This is a genomic window from Amycolatopsis marina, assembly GCF_900111885.1.
Classification (GTDB): Bacteria; Actinomycetota; Actinomycetes; order Mycobacteriales; family Pseudonocardiaceae; genus Amycolatopsis; species Amycolatopsis marina.
In genome coordinates, this window is sequence record NZ_FOKG01000002.1 from 170,898 (window position 1) to 186,485 (window position 15,588).

Sequence of the window (15,588 nt, forward strand, 5' to 3'; positions counted from 1 at the left end):
GTCTACCGGCCCGGCAATCCGTTCGCCTCGCGCACGATCGTCACGATGCCGTCCATGATCTCCGTCAGCTCGTAGTCCTTCGGCGTGAACACCGCGGCGATGCCCCGTTCGGTCAGCAGCCTCGCGTCATCCGGCGGGATGATTCCGCCGACGATCACCGGGATGTCGCCCGCCCCGGCCGCCTGCAGCCCGTCCACCACCTCGGGCACCACCTCGAGATGCGAACCGGAGAGCACCGACAGCCCGACCACGTGCACGCCCTCCTGAACGGCCGCGGCCACGATCTGCTCGGGCGTCAGTCGGATGCCCTGGTAGACGACCTCGAATCCGGTGTCCCGCGCCCGGACGGCGACCTGCTCCGCGCCGTTGGAGTGCCCGTCGAGACCCGGTTTGCCGACCAGGATCCGCAGCCGCTCCCCGAGTTCCTCGCTCGTCGCGGTGACCCGCTCGCGGACCCGCTCGATCTCGGCCACACCACCCGACGACATCGCCGCCCCCGACACCCCGGTGGGCGCCCGGTACTCGCCGAACACCGCGCGCAGCGCCCCGGACCACTCCCCCGTCGTGACACCGGCCCGTGCGCACTCCAGCGTCGCGTCGAACAGGTTCTCCGAGGTCTTCGCGACCGTGCGCAGCCGCCGCAGCGCGCCCTCTGCCCGCTCGTCGTCGCGCAGCTCACGCCACTTCTCGATCGCCGCGACCGCTTCCTTCTCGACCGCGGGGTCCACCGTCTCGATGGCTTTCGCGCCCTCGGCCTGCAACGGACTCGGCTCGGTCGTGTCGAACTTGTTGACCCCGACGAGCACTCGCTCGCCCGCCTCCATGCCCCGCCGGTACTCGGCGAGCGACGACACCAGCTGCGACTTCATGTAGCCACTCTCGACGGCCGTGACGGCACCGCCGAGTTCCTGCACCCTGGCGATCTCCTCGCGGGCGCCGGTCTTGATCTCTTCGACCTTCGCCTCGATCACCCGCGAGCCGTCGAAGATGTCCTCGTACTCCAGCAGATCGGTCTCGAACGCGAGCACCTGCTGCATTCGCAGTGCCCACTGCTGGTCCCACGGCCTCGGCAGGCCCAGCGCCTCGTTCCACGCGGGCAGCTGGATCGCCCTGGCCCGCGCCCCGCGAGACAGGGTCACCGCGAGCATCTCCAGGACGATGCGCTGCACGTTGTTCTCGGGCTGGGCCTCGGTCAGGCCGAGCGAGTTGACCTGGACCCCGTAGCGCAGCCTGCGCGCCTTCGCGTCGGTCACGCCGTAGCGCTCGGCGGTGATCTCGTCCCACAGCTCGGTGAACGCGCGCATTTTGGACATTTCCTCGACGAACCGAACACCGGCGTTGACGAAGAAGGAGATGCGGGCGACCACCTTCGCCATGTCGTCCGCGTCGACCTGGCCGGAGTCACGCACGGCGTCGAGCACGGCGATGGCGGTGCAGAGGGCGTAGGCCACCTCGTGCGTCGGGGTCGCGCCCGCCTCCTGCAGGTGATAGCTGCAGATATTGATCGGGTTCCACTTGGGCACGTGGTGCACGGTCCACGCGATCATGTCGGTGATCAGCCGCAGGCTCGGTCCCGGAGGGAAGATGTAGGTCCCGCGCGAGAGGTATTCCTTGATGATGTCGTTCTGCGTGGTGCCGGTGAGCTTGGCCAGCACCTCGTCGACATCACGTCCTTCGGCCTCGGCCTGTTCCTCGGCCACCGAGACGTACAGCGCGAGCAGCCACATCGCCGGGGCGTTGATCGTCATCGAGGTGTTGGCCTCGGCGAGTGGGATGCCCGCGAACAGCTGGCGCATGTCGCCGATGTGCGACACCGGCACACCGACCTTGCCGACCTCGCCCTTGGCGAGCTTGTGGTCGGGGTCGTACCCGGTCTGTGTCGGCAGGTCGAAGGCCACCGAGAGCCCGGTCTGCCCCTTGGCCAGGTTGCGGCGGTAGAGCTCGTTCGACGCGGCCGCCGAGGAGTGGCCCGCATAGGTGCGCATGACCCACGGGCGATCGCGTTCACGATCCGATGGATAGGGCACGACAAACCTCCAGATCGACGACCGATCCAGCATACTCGTCGGTAACATCCTGCGACGAGTGGAACTCGACACGTGTGGGCCCACTACCAGGGCAACACTGTGACGGAAATCCGCCGGGCCCGCTCCTTCTCACCCGTTAGAGTCGGAACTCGTGACGTGGAGTGTGTACGGCAGCTATCTGGTGATCGTCCTGCTGGTGGTCATCGCCCCCGGTCCGGACACCATGGTGACGTTGAAGAACTCCCTGGCGGCCGGCTGGCGAGGCGGACTGATGTCGGTCATCGGCATCTTCAGCGGAAACGTCGTGCAGGGCAGCGCCGCCGCTCTCGGACTCGGGGCGGTCATCGCACACTCCCAGCCCCTGTTCCTCACCCTGCGCTGGGTCGGCGCCGCCTACCTCTGCTACCTGGGCTTCCAGGCCCTGCGCGGCGCCTGGCGCGGCAACTACGGCGGCCTCGACGACGTCAAGCAGGCCAAGTCCTCCGGTTTCCGCCGCTGGCGCGAGGGATTCCTCTCCAACGTGACCAACCCGAAGGTGCTCGTGCTGTACCTCTCGGTACTGCCGCAGTTCCTCAACCCCGCCACAACCACGGTGTTCGACGCGCTCGTGCTGGCCTACACCGTGGCCGTCCTCGGTGGCATCTGGCTCCTGCTCATGCTGCTCTTCGTCCACCGCGTACGGCTTTGGCTGCAGCGCAGGAAGGTGCGTCGCTCGCTCGACGCCCTGACCGGCACGGCCCTGATCGGATTCGGCGCGGCGCTGGTCGCCGAGTCCTGAGGCGTCACCGGATCGCGGCCCGAACAGCCTTGACTGCCGAGCGGCCGCGTGATGAGTTCCTCGCCATGACAAGTCACTCCTTCGTGTCACACCGCCCCGGGTCGTCACGCTCGGCCAGGGCCACCCGCCGCACCCTCACCCTCACCGCGGCGACCGCCGCGGTACTGCTGGGCGCCGCCACCGCCGCGTCAGGTATCAACTCCTACAACGCCACTGCGGCCCCCGAGCGCACCGAGGTCGGCGCGCTCGTGGCCACCTGGGACAACGACGACGATCCGGCCACGGCGGACCGGGTCGCCTGGGTCTGTTCCGGCACTATGGTCGACGCCGACACCTTCCTCACCGCGGCACACTGCACCAGCGATTGGCCGGACAACGTGCGGTTCTACGTCTCGCTGGAACAGAACGTGCAGGCCGGGCTCGACGAGGCCGCGGATCGGTTCCCCGACCGGCCCGCCGATATCGCGCGGAGTGTCGGAGTGGAAGGTGTCGCCCATTCGGACCCGGAATACCCGGGCAACTCCGCCGACTCCCACGACATCGCCGTGATCGAGGTGGCTGCCACGGAGATGGCCGAACGGTGGTCCTTCAGCCCGGCCGCGCTGCCGTCGGCAGGGGAACTCGACCGGCTCGGTCCGCGCGGGCTCGACGCGACGCCGTTCGTGGTCGCCGGATACGGCACCCAGGAGGCCCAGCGGGGCCCTGGCGGACACACGCATCCCGGTGGCGGTGTGCGGATGAAGGCACCGGTCTCCTTCAACGCGCTGAACAAGACATGGGTGCGCCTGGCGATGACGGCGCCGCAGGGCAACGGCGGAGCCTGCTACGGCGACTCCGGCGGACCCAACTTCGCGACGATCGACGGCGTGCGCACCCTGGTGTCCACCACGATCACCGGCGACAGCCCCTGTTACGCCACGAATGTCACGTATCGGCTCGACGCGCCCGGCGCCCGGAAGTTCCTCAGCCCGTTCGTCGCGCTGCCCTGATCGTTCCCGCTGGCCCCGCGCGCCGGGGCCAGCGGGCCGTCAGGACCGTTCCGGGTCGCCGACAACGCGCTCGATCCGCGCGCCGAGACGGTTGAGGTTCTCCACGAAGTGCGGGTAACCGCGGTCGATGTGGAAGACGTCCCACACCTCGGTGATGCCGTCCGCGCACAGCCCGGCCAGCACGAGACCCGCGCCCGCACGGATGTCCGAAGCCCACACGGGCGCGCTGGAAAGCCGTTCCACGCCGCGCACGACCGCGTGGTGCCCGTCGGTACGCGCGTCGGCACCGAGGCGCATCATCTCCTCGATGAAGCGGAACCGGGCCTCGTAGACGTTCTCAGTGATCATCGACGTGCCCTCGGACACTGAGGACAGCGCCACCGCGAACGGCTGCAGGTCCGTCGCGAAACCCGGGTACGGCAGGGTCACGAAGTCCACCGACTGCGGCCTGTCGTTCTGCACGATGCGGAAGCCCTCACCGTCGAACGTGGTCACGTCGGCGCCGGCGAGACGCAACTTGTCCAGCACGAGGTCCAGGTGGTGCGGGTTGACCCCGCGCACGGTCAGGTCGCCCCGCGTCATCGCCGCCGCGAAAGCCCAGGTGGCTCCGACGATCCGGTCGCCGATCACCCTGTGCTCGGTCGGGTGCAGCTCGTCGACACCGTGCACGGTCAGGGTCGAGGTGCCCGCGCCCTCGATCTTCGCGCCCATCTCGATGAGCATCGTGCAGATGTCGGAGATCTCCGGTTCGCGCGCCGCGTTGTCGATCACGGTCGTGCCCTCGGCGAGCACGGCGGCCATCAGGATGTTCTCGGTTGCTCCGACGCTGGGGAAGTCGAGCCAGATCTGCGCACCGTGCAGGCCGTCGGCCTTCGCCACGACGCAGCCGTGCTCGATCGTGCTGGTGGCCCCGAGCTTGCGCAGGCCGTTCTGGTGCATGTCCAGGGGACGCGAGCCGATGGCGTCGCCGCCGGGAAGCGCGACCACCGCCTGCTTCAGCCTGCCGACCAGCGGACCCAGCACGCACACGGAGGCGCGCAGTTTCCCCATGGCCGGCGAATCCGCCCGTGCCGACAGCTCGGCGGGGGTGGTGATGCGCGCCGTGTCACCGTCGATCTCGACCTCGCAACCGACGCTGCGAAGCACATCTCCCATCAGGGGGACATCGAGGATCTGCGGGCAGTTGGTGATGGTCGTTGTGCCCTCGGCGAGCAGCGCGGCCGCCATCAACTTCAGCACGCTGTTCTTGGCGCCGACGACCTCGACCTCGCCGACCAGCCGTCCTCCGCCATGGACGTCGAAGTGCTCGCTCATGCCTTTTGCCTCACTCGCCGGCGGGCTGCACATCGCTCAGTGCCGTACCCCAGACGCTCACGGTGCCGGTCGCACTCTGCCATTCGCCTCACTCGCCGGCGGGCTGCACATCGCTCAGTGCCGTACCCCAGACGCTCACGGTGCCGGTCGCTCATGGGCGTTCATCATGCCTGCCGTACCGATCTACCCCTTCGGCAGGTGGGTGCTCGCTGGACGTCAGCGCAAAGTTCTGTTATTCATTTGCGAACTAATCGCCTAACTCGAAGGAGATGTACATGCTGGGGCGTACTGTCACAACGGCTATCGCGGTGCTCGCGGGCACACTGCTGATACCGACACCACTGGCCAGCGGCACACCGGCCGCCGCGGCCGCCCCGCCGTGCGGCGCGTCCTTCCTTCCGGAGACCAAGGGCGAGACCTACCAGCAGGCGTTCGAGCGGGTAAACGATTACTACGGTCTCGAATCGGTGCGGGTGTTCTACTCCGGGCTGCCCCGGCACTGGCCGGGCAAGGTCGACGCGGGCAAGCTCCCGCTCAGCGTCTCGTTCAAGGCCAATCCCAGGGAGGTCACGGCGGGCAAGCACGACCAGCATTTCCGGAAGTGGTTCGCCGAGACCCCCAAGGACGTCGACGTGCACTGGACGTATTACCACGAGCCGGAAGACAACATCGAGAAGGGACAATTCACCGCCGCCGAGTTCCGCGCGGCCTGGAAGCATCTGCACGGCATCGCACAGCAGGCGAACAACCCGCGGCTGCGGTCCTCGCTCATCCTGATGTCCTGGACCGCTGACCCGCCCTCCGAACGTAACTGGAAGGACTACTACCCGGGTTCGGCCTACGTGGACGTGCTGACCTGGGATGCGTACAACAAAATCAAGGGCACGACCAAGAACTACCGCTCGCCCGAAGAGATCCTGGGCAACGCGGTTGCGGTGAACAAGGCCGCGGGGAAGCCACTCGCCATCGGTGAGCTCGGGAGCGCACTGGCATCCGGCGACAAGGACGGCAGCGGCCGGGCCGCCTGGCTGAGGGAAACCACTGAGTATCTGGCCCAGCACGGCGCGCTCTGGGTGCAGTACTTCGATGTCGACTACAGGCCGCAGGGACACTCCGACTACCGCCTGCGGGACAAGGCGAGCAAGACCGCCTGGCACGACTTCTGCCGGAGGTGAACCACTCCCCGAGGGCTAGGGTGGTGTCATGCCGGTACGGATCAATCGCGTGTACACAAAGGTCGGCGACAGTGGCACCACCGCCCTCGGGGACGGGTCCAGAGTTCCGAAGACCTCACCGAGGCTGGGTGCCTACGCCGATGTCGACGAGACGAACTCGGTCATCGGAGTGGCCATCGCCCTGGGCGGGCTCAGCGACGAGGTCGCCGACGTCCTGCGGTCGATCCAGAACGACCTGTTCGACGTCGGAGCCGACCTGTGCGCTCCGGTGGTGGACAACCCTCCCTATCCCCCGTTGAGGGTCACGGAGGCCTACGTCGAGCAGCTGGAGCGCTGGTGTGACGACTTCAACGAGCGGCTGTCGAAGCTGACGTCATTCATCCTGCCGGGCGGCACCGCGGGGGCGGCGCTGCTGCATCAGGCCCGCACGGTCTCGCGCAGGGCGGAACGATCCGGCTGGCTGCTGATGGAGGCCGAGGCGGAGCGGACCAACGTCCTCGCCGTGAAGTACCTCAACCGCCTTTCGGACCTGCTGTTCATCCTCGCCCGGGTGGCCAACCCCGACGGCGACGTCCTCTGGAAGCCCGGCGGCGAACGCTAGGAACGGCACTTTCCCGGGAAAGTGCGCGACGTGCAGGGGGTCAGCTGGCGCGGGGGACGCGCCGGCCGGGGGGTGCCGACTCGAGCCACGACAGGAAGCCCGTCAGGGCTCCTGGGCCCATGGCGATCTCGATCGCCTCCTGGGCGTCGGACTCGCAGCGAAGCACTGTCGCCCCGGCGGGCACGGCGTAGGACTCCGTGCCGATCGGATCACGGCGATCGGCGATCTCCAGGCTGTCGCGGTGAAACACCCGGTCGGGGCCGTTGCGCAGGCTCCAGACCCGGTGCCAGACGAACTCCGCACCCCGGTAACGACCGATCCCGAGATGCCAGCCCGACCGCTCCTGGTCGGGCCGCCACCGCAGCGCGACACTCACGCCGCCGAGTTTGCGCATCCGCACCCAGCGGATGAGGTACCAGGCGACAATGAACAGCACTCCGAGCAGGACTGCCAGGACAATCAGTTCGATGCCCACGGCCGGCTCCTGCTCGTCGCTCGCTCTAGACCGACTGGCCCGCTGCGCGCAGCCTCGCACTCGCTCTGGCGCGCTCGACCTCGTCCTCGCCGGACAACGCCGCCCTCGCAGCCTGTACGTCGATCTCCTCGGCGAGGTCCGCGCTCTCCGCGAGCACACTGACCGCGCTGCCCGTGCAGGACAGGAAACCGCCATGTACGGCGGCCGTCTTCGTCTCACCGTCAGTAGTGGTGACCTTGACGATGCCACCTTCGATCAACTGACCGAGGACAGGCTCGTGGCCAGGCAGGATACCGATCTCACCCTCGGTGGTCTGCGCCACCACGAAGGTGGCCTTGCCCGACCAGAGGCGCCGCTCAACGGCGACAAACTCAACGGACATCTCAGCCACGTGGGTCTCCTTCACATCGGGCGCTGGAACCAAGTGTAATGGTCGCGCCGACCGCAATGAGTACGCCTACGCGAACGACGGGGCCGGCATCCTGCCAATCCACTGTGGACCAAACTGGAATCGGCCCCGCCGTACGCGAGAAGGTCACTTACCGGTGATTTCCTTGTACTTCTTCTCGAGGTCCTCGAGGCCACCGATACCCAGGAACGCCTGCTCCGGGTAGTGGTCGAACTCACCCTTGGCGATCTTGTCGAAGGACTCGACCGTTTCGGCCATCGGTACCGTCGAACCCGGCTGACCGGTGAACTGCTCGGCGACCAGCATGTTCTGCGACAGGAAACGCTCGATCCGGCGAGCCCGGTTCACCGTGAGCTTGTCCTCCTCGGACAGCTCGTCCATACCGAGAATCGCGATGATGTCCTGCAGCTCCTTGTACTTCTGCAGGATCCGGATGACCTCGGAGGCGACACGGTAGTGATCGTCACCGACGATCGCCGGGTCGAGAATCGTCGACGTGGAGGCCAGCGGATCCACCGCCGGGAAGATGCCCTTCTGGAACACGCCACGGGAAAGCTCCGTGGTGGCGTCCAGGTGGGCGAACGTCGTCGCGGGTGCAGGGTCGGTGTAGTCGTCCGCCGGCACGTAGATCGCCTGCATCGAGGTGATCGAGCGTCCCTTGGTCGACGTGATCCGCTCCTGCAGCGTGCCCATCTCGTCAGCCAGGGTCGGCTGGTATCCCACCGCGGACGGCATCCGGCCGAGCAGCGTGGAGACCTCCTGACCGGCCTGGGTGAACCGGAAGATGTTGTCGATGAACAACAGCACGTCCTGGTTCTGCACGTCGCGGAAGTACTCCGCCATCGTCAGCGCGGACAGCGCGACACGCATACGCGTACCGGGCGGCTCGTCCATCTGACCGAAAACCAGGGCGGTGTCGTTGATGACGCCGTCCTCGCTCATCTCCAGGAAGAGGTCGGTTCCCTCACGAGTACGCTCGCCGACTCCGGCGAATACCGAGGTACCACCGAAGTTCTTGGCGACACGGGTGATCATTTCCTTGATCAGCACGGTCTTGCCCACACCGGCACCGCCGAACAGGCCGATCTTGCCACCCTGCACGTACGGCGTGAGCAGGTCGATGACCTTGAGACCGGTCTCCAGCATCTCGGTCTTACCCTCGAGCTGGTCGAAGGCGGGAGCCTTGCGGTGGATGGCCCAGCGCTCGAGGTCCGAGCCGTAGCCCGGCTCGTCGAGGCACTCGCCGAGCGCGTTGTAGACGTGGCCCTTGACCTTGTCGCCCACCGGCACCGAGATCGGCGCGCCGGTGTCGGTGACCTCCGCACCACGGACCAGACCGTCCTGCGGCTGCAGGGAGATCGTCCGGACGAGGTTGTCACCGAGGTGCTGAGCGACCTCGAGGGTCACTGTCTTGCGCAGCTCCTCGAACTCGATCTCGACCTTGAGGGCGTTGAACTGTGCGGGTACCGCACCGCGGGGGAACTCGACGTCGACGACCGGACCGGTCACCGAGACGATTCGGCCCTTGGTTGCGGCTGGGGCATCTTGGGTGGCAGTCATCAGTCTTCACTTCCGTGTTCGGTGGAGCGCGATCGCGTGCCTGAGCTCGTGCGCCCGCAGGTCGAAGTTTCCATGTCACTCACCGTCAGTCGTTCCCGCCGGAGGCGGCCAGCGCGTTCGCGCCACCGACGATCTCGCTGATCTCCTGGGTGATCTGGGCCTGGCGGGCCTGGTTCGCCAACCGGGTGTAGGTCTCCACCAGTTCGTTGGCGTTGTCCGAGGCTGCCTTCATGGCGGTCCGCTGCGCGGCCAGCTCGGACGCCGCCGACTCCAACAGCGCGGAGTAGATGCGCGTGTTGATGTACTTCGGCAGCAATGCGCCGAGCAGTTTCTCCGCGCTCGGCTCGAAGTCGTAGGTCGGGGGAACATCGGCGGATGCAGCGGCAGGAGCGGTTTCCGTCTCCTCCTCGGCATACTCGACCTCGAGGGGAGCCAGCCGCTTCGCGGTCGGCGTCTGCGTGAGCATCGAGGTGAACTTGGTGTACACCAGGTGGACCTCGTCGACACCGAGCACGCCGTCCGGACCCGGGTTGCTGCCCGTGTCATCGGTCCCCGCGAGGAATGCCTTGGTCAGCGCCTCGCCGACCTCGGCCGCATTTACGTAGTGCGGCTGCTGGGAAAACCCGGTCCAGCTGTCCGCGATCTCGCGGCCACGGAACCGGTAGTAGTTCGTGCCCTTACCGCCGATCACATGCAGAACGGGTTCCTTGCCCTGCTCACGCAGCAACGAGAGCAGCTCCTCGGTGGCCCGCAACACGTTGGTGTTGTAGCCACCGACCAAGCCCTTGTCACTGGTGATGACCAGGACGGCGACCCGTGTCGGGTTCTCCCGCTCGACCAGGAAAGGATCGTCCAGATTGGACGCCGCTCCGGCCAGCGCGGAGAGAACCTTGGTGATCTCCTCGGCGTAGGGGCGAGAAGCCTCGACCCTGGCCTGGGCCTTGCTGATCCGCGAGGTCGCGATCAGCTCCATCGCCTTGGTGATCTTGCCGATCGACTTGGTCGACCGAACCTTCTGCCGTAGCTCGCGAAGTTGCGCCATGCCTTTACCCGGTCACTTCTTCGGCGCGGGCTTGTTGACCTTCACGGTCTCCTGCCCGACGTTGTCGGCGTCCATGGAATCAACCTCGGCCTCCTTCAGCAGCGACTCGCCGGAGGAAGTCGTGAAGCCCTTCTTGAACTCCTCCGCGGCGGCCACGATGCGCTCGCCCAGCTCGCTACTCCATTTACCGGTGTCGCGGATCTCGGCGAGAATGCCTTCGTGCTTGTGGCGCACGTTCTGCAGCAGTTCGTTGTTGAACCGGCGTACGTCCTCCACCGGCACCTGGTCGAAGTGACCGTTCGTGCCGAGGTACACCGACACAACCTGCTCCTCGACCGCGACCGGCGAGTACTGCGGCTGCTTGAGCATCTCGTAGAGACGAGCACCGCGCTCCAGCTGCGCCTTCGACGTGGCGTCCAGGTCCGAGGCGAAGGCGGCGAACGCCTCCAGCTCCCGGTACTGCGACAGATCGATACGCAGCGAACCGGAGACCGTCTTCATCGCCTTGATCTGTGCGTCACCACCGACTCGGGACACCGAGACACCGACGTCGATCGCGGGACGCTGCCCCGAGTTGAAGAGGTCCGACTGGAAGAAGCACTGCCCGTCGGTGATGGAGATGACGTTGGTCGGGATGTAGGCCGAGATGTCATTGGCCTTGGTCTCGATGATCGGCAGGGCGGTGAGTGAGCCCGCGCCCAGCTCGTCGTTCAGCTTCGCGCACCGCTCGAGCAGACGGGAGTGCAAGTAGAAGACGTCACCGGGGAATGCTTCACGGCCCGGCGGGCGACGCAGCAGCAGCGAAAGCGCACGGTAGGCGTCGGCCTGCTTGCTCAGGTCGTCGAAAACGATCAGGACGTGCTTGCCCTCGTACATCCAGTGCTGGCCGAGAGCGGCACCGGTGAACGGCGCCAGCCACTTGAAGCCGGCGGAGTCCGAGGCGGGGGCGGCGACGATGGTGGTGTACTCCATCGCGCCCGCGTCCTCGAGGGACTTCTTCACGCCGGCGATCGTGGAGCCCTTCTGGCCGACCGCGACGTAGATGCAGCGAACCTGCTGCTTCGGGTCGCCGGTCTCCCAGTTCTTCTTCTGGTTGATGATCGTGTCGACGCAGACCGCGGTCTTACCGGTCTTGCGGTCACCGATGATCAGCTGGCGCTGGCCACGGCCGATCGGGGTCATCGCGTCGATCGCGGTGATACCCGTCTGCAGCGGCTCGGACACCGGCTGGCGCTGCACCACCGAGGCGGCCTGCAGTTCCAGTGCACGGGTCTCGGTGGACTCGATGTCGCCGAGTCCGTCGATCGGCTTGCCGAGCGGGTCGATGACCCGGCCGAGGAAGTTCTCGCCCACGGGGGCGGAGAGGACCCGTCCGGTCCGCTTGACCTCCTGGCCCTCCGCGATCGACTCGTAGTTACCCAGGATGACGACACCGATCTGGCGCGGCTCCAGGTTCTGCGCCACACCGAGGATGCCGCCGGGGAACTCCAGCAGCTCGTTGGCCATCGTCGAGGGGAGGCCCTCGACGTGGGCGACGCCGTCACCCGTGTCGATGACCGTGCCGACCTCTTCCCGGCTCACGTCCGGGGAGTAACTCGAGACGTAGTTCTCGATCGCACTGCGGATCTCATCCGAGGAGATCGTCAGCTCCGCCATTGTCGTTCCCGCTCTCGCTTCGTTCTTGCCAGTGTCTGAAAGTAAGTGGTGATGCCGCCGCCGGCTCAGCTCGCGAGCTGCCTGCGCAGCGCTTCGAGCCTGCCTGCCGAGCTGCCGTCGATGACCTCGTCACCGACCCGGATGACGAGTCCCGCGCCGATGCTCTTGTCGAGCTCGACGTGCAGGGCGATCGGCCGTCCGTAGATCCGCCGGAGCTTCTCGCCGAGCCGTTCCTGCTGCTCGGCGGTCAGCTCGGTCGCGCTGGCGACGTGTGCGACCGACCGCTCGCGCCTGGTGGCGGCAAGCTCGACCAGCTCGTCGAGACCGAGTTCGACACCCCGCCCGTTGAGGCGGACCACGACCTGCTCGACCAGGATCTCCGTGACCGGATCGACCTTGTCCCCGAACAGATTCCGCACCAGGGCTCGCTTCGCCTCAGCGGGAGCGGTCTGGTCGGAAAGAGCCTGCTCGAGCGCCTGCTCTCCTGCCACGATACGGGAAATACGGAAGATCTGGTCCTCGACGGTGTCCAGATTGCCCGCCTTCTCCGCGCTCGTCAGCAACGCGGACCGGCCCAGCGACTCGACCCCGTTGACCAGCTCCCGAGGGCTGGACCACCGGTTGCCGACCACCGTGTCGAGCACGGTCAGTGCCGGGTCGGAGACCTTGCCCTCGAGCACGGCCCGGATCAGCCGCTTGCGGGCCTCCGGATCGGACGAACCGTCGGCGACGGCCCGGCGCAACCCGACCTCCCTGCCGAGCAGGGCGACGACGGAGAGCAGCTCCTCACCGACGGCGGACGGATCTGAACCGGCGTCGCCGAGTACCTCGCCGAGACGGTTCTCGGCGAGGTGAAGAGCCTCCCGGCTCGCAGCATGCAGCATCATCTACGTCTACTTCCTCGCTCCGGCACCGTTGGTCGTCTCGAGTTCTTCGAGGAACCGGTCGACCGTGCCGCGACGACGGGCCTCGTCCTCGAGCGACTCACCGACGATGCGGCTGGCCAGCGTGACGGCGTTCCGTCCGAGTTCGGCCCGCAGCTCCGCGACGATCTGCGACTTCTGAGCCTGCAGCTGGGCCTCACCCTGGGACACGATGCGCCGGGATTCCTCCTGGGCCTCCGCCCGCAGCTCTTCCTTGATCTGCTCGGCCTCGAGCCGGGCATCGTCGCGGATCTTGGCCGCCTCGGACCGGGCCTCGGCAAGCTGCGCCTTGTACTGCTCCAGCGCCTGCTCGGCCTCGGCCTGGGCCTTCTCGGCCTTCTCGATCCCGCCCTCGATCTTCGCCGTGCGCTCCTCGTAGAGGTTCTCGAAGCGCGGCACCGCGTACTTACGGAGCAGGAACAGCAGGATCAGGAACGCGACCAGACCGAGAATGACCTCGGACAGGTGCGGCATCACTGGGCCCAGTCCCTCTTCCGCAAGGATCATCTGTGTTCCCAACACGGCGTCTCCCAAATGGCCCTCGGTCAAATCAGGCAGCAGAGGCGATGAAGTAAATGACCAGGCCGATCAGGGCCAGCACCTCGGTAAGCACGAAGGTGGTCCAGGCGATGGTCATCAGCTTGCCCTGAGCCTCGGGCTGGCGAGCGGTGCCGTTGATGACGGCGGCCCAGATCAGACCCACACCGATACCGGGGCCGATGGCGCCAAGACCGTAACCGATCGCGGCAAGACCAGGGTTGATGTTGGTCGCAGCCTCGGCAGCCTGCGCAAGAACAATGTTGCTCACGTGCATTTCCCTTTCAACTCGGTCCGCAGCTATGCGGATCGGGGGCTTGTGTTGTTCCTCTTAGTGGTCGGCGGACAGTGCCGCGCCGATGTACCCGGCGGACAGCACGGCGAAGACGTAGGCCTGAATCACCTGGATGAGCGCCTCGACGAAGGTCATCACAATGGCGAAGGCGAACGACACCGCCGACACCGCTTTCAGCGCTCCACCCGCTTCGAGCAGGAGGTACTCGCCCGCGACGGTGAACACCATGAGGATCAGGTGACCCGCGAACATCGCCGCGAAAACTCGGATTGCCAACGTGATCGGGTTGAACAGGAACTTCTGGAAGAACTCGATCGGCGTCAGCAGCAGGTAAATCGGCTTCGGCGCACCGGGCGGCACCAGCTGGTTCTTCAGATAACCGGTGAAGCCGTACCGCTTGAAACCCACGTAGTGGTAAACGGGGTAGACCACCAGCACCGACAGCGCGAGCGGAAAACCGATGTGCGACATCGTCGGGAACTGCACGATCGGGATGATCCCGAAGATGTTGTTCACCAGGATGAAGGAGAACAGGGCCAAGATGAGCGGCACGAAGGGTCGGAAATCCTTGGACCCGATCTGTTCCCTGGCAATGTTGTTTCGGCCGATGTCGTAGACCGACTCGGCAACGAACTGGAACTTGCTCGGGACCACCTTCATGTTTCGCGAAGCGAGCATGAAGAACGCCGCAATGATGATGACCGACAGCACCACGAGCAACATCGGCTTGGTGACACCGAGGAAGATCGGGGGCAGCTCGAAGCTTTCAGCGCCGGGGGGAGTGAACTCTCCGCCTGCGGCTGGTACCAGCGCGCCCAACTGGGCTCCTTCCGGTTCTCCCGGCCGGCGTTCACTCCGCCGGGGGAATCGTCACGATCTGGACTTAACGTACCTGACAGCGATCAGGCACTTGGAAGCGGATGCCCACTGTGTGTAGAACACGGTGTGACTCCCGGAACCGGCGAATTCCCTCAAGCGGGTAAGCGGCAGTTCACTGGGAGTCGCCACGCTGCTTGTTTGAAGACACCATCCGGGAGGAACGGCGATGCCGCCTCCTTGCGCGGACCATACCAGCCGGTACTCCGCCGCCGTACGGCCGTACTCCTTATGTGGCCGACGCCCTATTTCGAACTGTCCGGGATGATCGTCGGGATCTTGGTCCGCCGGAAGGCGATCACCTCGGCAGCCGCCCAGACCAGGATGACCGCGAGCATCGTGAAGGCCAGCGACTCGCGGTGAAGTGCGTCGATGTTGCCGAGCAGGGTCATCACCCCGAGCAGCACGAGCAGCTTGAGGATGTACCCACCCAGCGATACCGCCATGACGGCCATCGGGTCCATGCCGGAGGACTTGCGCATCATCCACAGCGTGGCCAACGAGGAGCCGAAGGCGATGACGCCGCCGATGAGCGCACCGAACAGACCGGCCCAGCCGACCAGGACGGTAGCCACGATCGCACCGACCACGACTGTGGCCACCCCAGGCAACAACGCCGTCTTCACCATGGCATCAGCCAGCTTCAGCACTGACTCTGCATGAGGATTTCGCGTCTCGTTCATCTCGGTCCCGCTGTCGCTTGCTGCGCTCACTGCTGCACTCCCTGCTGATTCCCGACCCCCAACTGTGCCAGAACAGCTCCGATGGTCTCGCACCTGGGAGGACGGGCAGTCAGCGGGCCGGGCAGCGGGCAACGCACGGAGATCTGTGAGCTGGTGCCGTAGCCGGTTTCGGTATCCCCACGCCCCGGTTCTCGCACTTTCCCGCAAAAGTGCGAGGGGCGACTCAGGAACTGGTCCCGTTCCGTTGC

General features: G+C 66.3%; 16 protein-coding genes. 4 read left to right on the forward strand and 12 right to left on the reverse strand.

Annotated features, from left to right (window positions below; translation table 11 throughout):
• Positions 1-2 precede the first annotated feature (2 nt).
• Positions 3-2,027, reverse strand: coding sequence for a protein meaA (locus tag BM199_RS04985; RefSeq protein ID WP_281245662.1), 2,025 nt, complete (start codon positions 2,025-2,027; stop codon positions 3-5).
• Positions 2,028-2,178: 151 nt separating this feature from the next.
• Between BM199_RS04985 and BM199_RS04990 the strand changes: the two genes are divergently transcribed.
• Positions 2,179-2,805, forward strand: a complete 627-nt coding sequence (locus tag BM199_RS04990) for a LysE family translocator (RefSeq protein ID WP_091670232.1) — start codon at positions 2,179-2,181, stop codon at positions 2,803-2,805.
• Positions 2,806-2,870: 65 nt separating this feature from the next.
• Positions 2,871-3,794, forward strand: coding sequence for a trypsin-like serine protease (locus BM199_RS04995; RefSeq protein WP_091670235.1), 924 nt, complete (start codon positions 2,871-2,873; stop codon positions 3,792-3,794).
• Positions 3,795-3,833: 39 nt separating this feature from the next.
• On the opposite strand, the gene murA is transcribed toward BM199_RS04995, so the two are convergent.
• On the reverse strand, positions 3,834-5,108 hold the full coding sequence (murA, locus tag BM199_RS05000) for a UDP-N-acetylglucosamine 1-carboxyvinyltransferase (RefSeq protein ID WP_091670238.1): 1,275 nt from the start codon (positions 5,106-5,108) through the stop codon (positions 3,834-3,836).
• Positions 5,109-5,383: 275 nt separating this feature from the next.
• Here murA and BM199_RS05005 point away from each other — a divergent pair, with 275 nt between their 5' ends.
• Positions 5,384-6,283: a glycosyl hydrolase gene (locus BM199_RS05005; protein ID WP_177242476.1), complete on the forward strand. Its 900-nt coding sequence runs from the start codon at positions 5,384-5,386 to the stop codon at positions 6,281-6,283.
• Between the two features lie 28 nt (positions 6,284-6,311).
• Entirely contained in the window at positions 6,312-6,884 is a 573-nt protein-coding gene (locus BM199_RS05010; RefSeq protein WP_091670244.1) for a cob(I)yrinic acid a,c-diamide adenosyltransferase, read from the forward strand.
• Between the two features lie 40 nt (positions 6,885-6,924).
• Here BM199_RS05010 and BM199_RS05015 read toward each other — a convergent pair whose 3' ends face one another.
• From BM199_RS05015 to BM199_RS05060, 10 genes are all read right to left on the reverse strand, one after another.
• A complete protein-coding gene (locus BM199_RS05015) occupies positions 6,925-7,359 on the reverse strand; it encodes a DUF2550 domain-containing protein (RefSeq protein WP_091670246.1) in 435 nt (144 codons plus the stop codon).
• Between the two features lie 25 nt (positions 7,360-7,384).
• Entirely contained in the window at positions 7,385-7,750 is a 366-nt protein-coding gene (locus tag BM199_RS05020) for a F0F1 ATP synthase subunit epsilon (RefSeq protein ID WP_091670249.1), read from the reverse strand.
• A gap of 144 nt (positions 7,751-7,894) precedes the next feature.
• Positions 7,895-9,328 (reverse strand): F0F1 ATP synthase subunit beta, encoded by a 1,434-nt coding sequence (gene atpD / locus BM199_RS05025; RefSeq protein WP_091670252.1) that lies wholly within the window; start codon positions 9,326-9,328, stop codon positions 7,895-7,897.
• A gap of 85 nt (positions 9,329-9,413) precedes the next feature.
• Positions 9,414-10,370, reverse strand: a complete 957-nt coding sequence (locus tag BM199_RS05030; protein ID WP_091670255.1) for a F0F1 ATP synthase subunit gamma — start codon at positions 10,368-10,370, stop codon at positions 9,414-9,416.
• A 12-nt stretch (positions 10,371-10,382) separates the two neighbouring features.
• Positions 10,383-12,026, reverse strand: a complete 1,644-nt coding sequence (atpA, locus tag BM199_RS05035) for a F0F1 ATP synthase subunit alpha (RefSeq protein ID WP_091670258.1) — start codon at positions 12,024-12,026, stop codon at positions 10,383-10,385.
• A gap of 65 nt (positions 12,027-12,091) precedes the next feature.
• Complete coding sequence (locus BM199_RS05040; protein ID WP_091670260.1) at positions 12,092-12,913, reverse strand: F0F1 ATP synthase subunit delta; 822 nt, start codon at positions 12,911-12,913, stop codon at positions 12,092-12,094.
• Between the two features lie 6 nt (positions 12,914-12,919).
• Positions 12,920-13,456, reverse strand: a complete 537-nt coding sequence (locus BM199_RS05045) for a F0F1 ATP synthase subunit B (protein ID WP_091670263.1) — start codon at positions 13,454-13,456, stop codon at positions 12,920-12,922.
• Positions 13,457-13,499: 43 nt separating this feature from the next.
• Positions 13,500-13,757, reverse strand: a complete 258-nt coding sequence (locus tag BM199_RS05050) for an ATP synthase subunit c family protein (protein ID WP_091670887.1) — start codon at positions 13,755-13,757, stop codon at positions 13,500-13,502.
• 60 nt (positions 13,758-13,817) lie between these two features.
• Positions 13,818-14,600, reverse strand: coding sequence for a F0F1 ATP synthase subunit A (gene atpB / locus BM199_RS05055; protein ID WP_091670266.1), 783 nt, complete (start codon positions 14,598-14,600; stop codon positions 13,818-13,820).
• 302 nt (positions 14,601-14,902) lie between these two features.
• A complete protein-coding gene (locus tag BM199_RS05060; RefSeq protein ID WP_091670890.1) occupies positions 14,903-15,340 on the reverse strand; it encodes a Cg1360 family ATP-synthase-associated protein in 438 nt (145 codons plus the stop codon).
• Positions 15,341-15,588 lie beyond the last annotated feature (248 nt).

Coding starts and splice junctions, on each gene's coding strand:
- BM199_RS04995 (WP_091670235.1), top strand. CDS start 2,871: ATGACAAGTCACTCCTTCGTGTCACACCGCCCCGGGTCGTCACGCTCG.
- murA (WP_091670238.1), bottom strand. CDS start 5,108: ATGAGCGAGCACTTCGACGTCCATGGCGGAGGACGGCTGGTCGGCGAG.
- BM199_RS05005 (WP_177242476.1), top strand. CDS start 5,384: ATGCTGGGGCGTACTGTCACAACGGCTATCGCGGTGCTCGCGGGCACA.
- BM199_RS05010 (WP_091670244.1), top strand. CDS start 6,312: ATGCCGGTACGGATCAATCGCGTGTACACAAAGGTCGGCGACAGTGGC.
- atpD (WP_091670252.1), bottom strand. CDS start 9,328: ATGACTGCCACCCAAGATGCCCCAGCCGCAACCAAGGGCCGAATCGTC.
- BM199_RS05030 (WP_091670255.1), bottom strand. CDS start 10,370: ATGGCGCAACTTCGCGAGCTACGGCAGAAGGTTCGGTCGACCAAGTCG.
- atpA (WP_091670258.1), bottom strand. CDS start 12,026: ATGGCGGAGCTGACGATCTCCTCGGATGAGATCCGCAGTGCGATCGAG.
- BM199_RS05040 (WP_091670260.1), bottom strand. CDS start 12,913: ATGATGCTGCATGCTGCGAGCCGGGAGGCTCTTCACCTCGCCGAGAAC.
- BM199_RS05045 (WP_091670263.1), bottom strand. CDS start 13,456: ATGATCCTTGCGGAAGAGGGACTGGGCCCAGTGATGCCGCACCTGTCC.
- BM199_RS05060 (WP_091670890.1), bottom strand. CDS start 15,340: ATGAACGAGACGCGAAATCCTCATGCAGAGTCAGTGCTGAAGCTGGCT.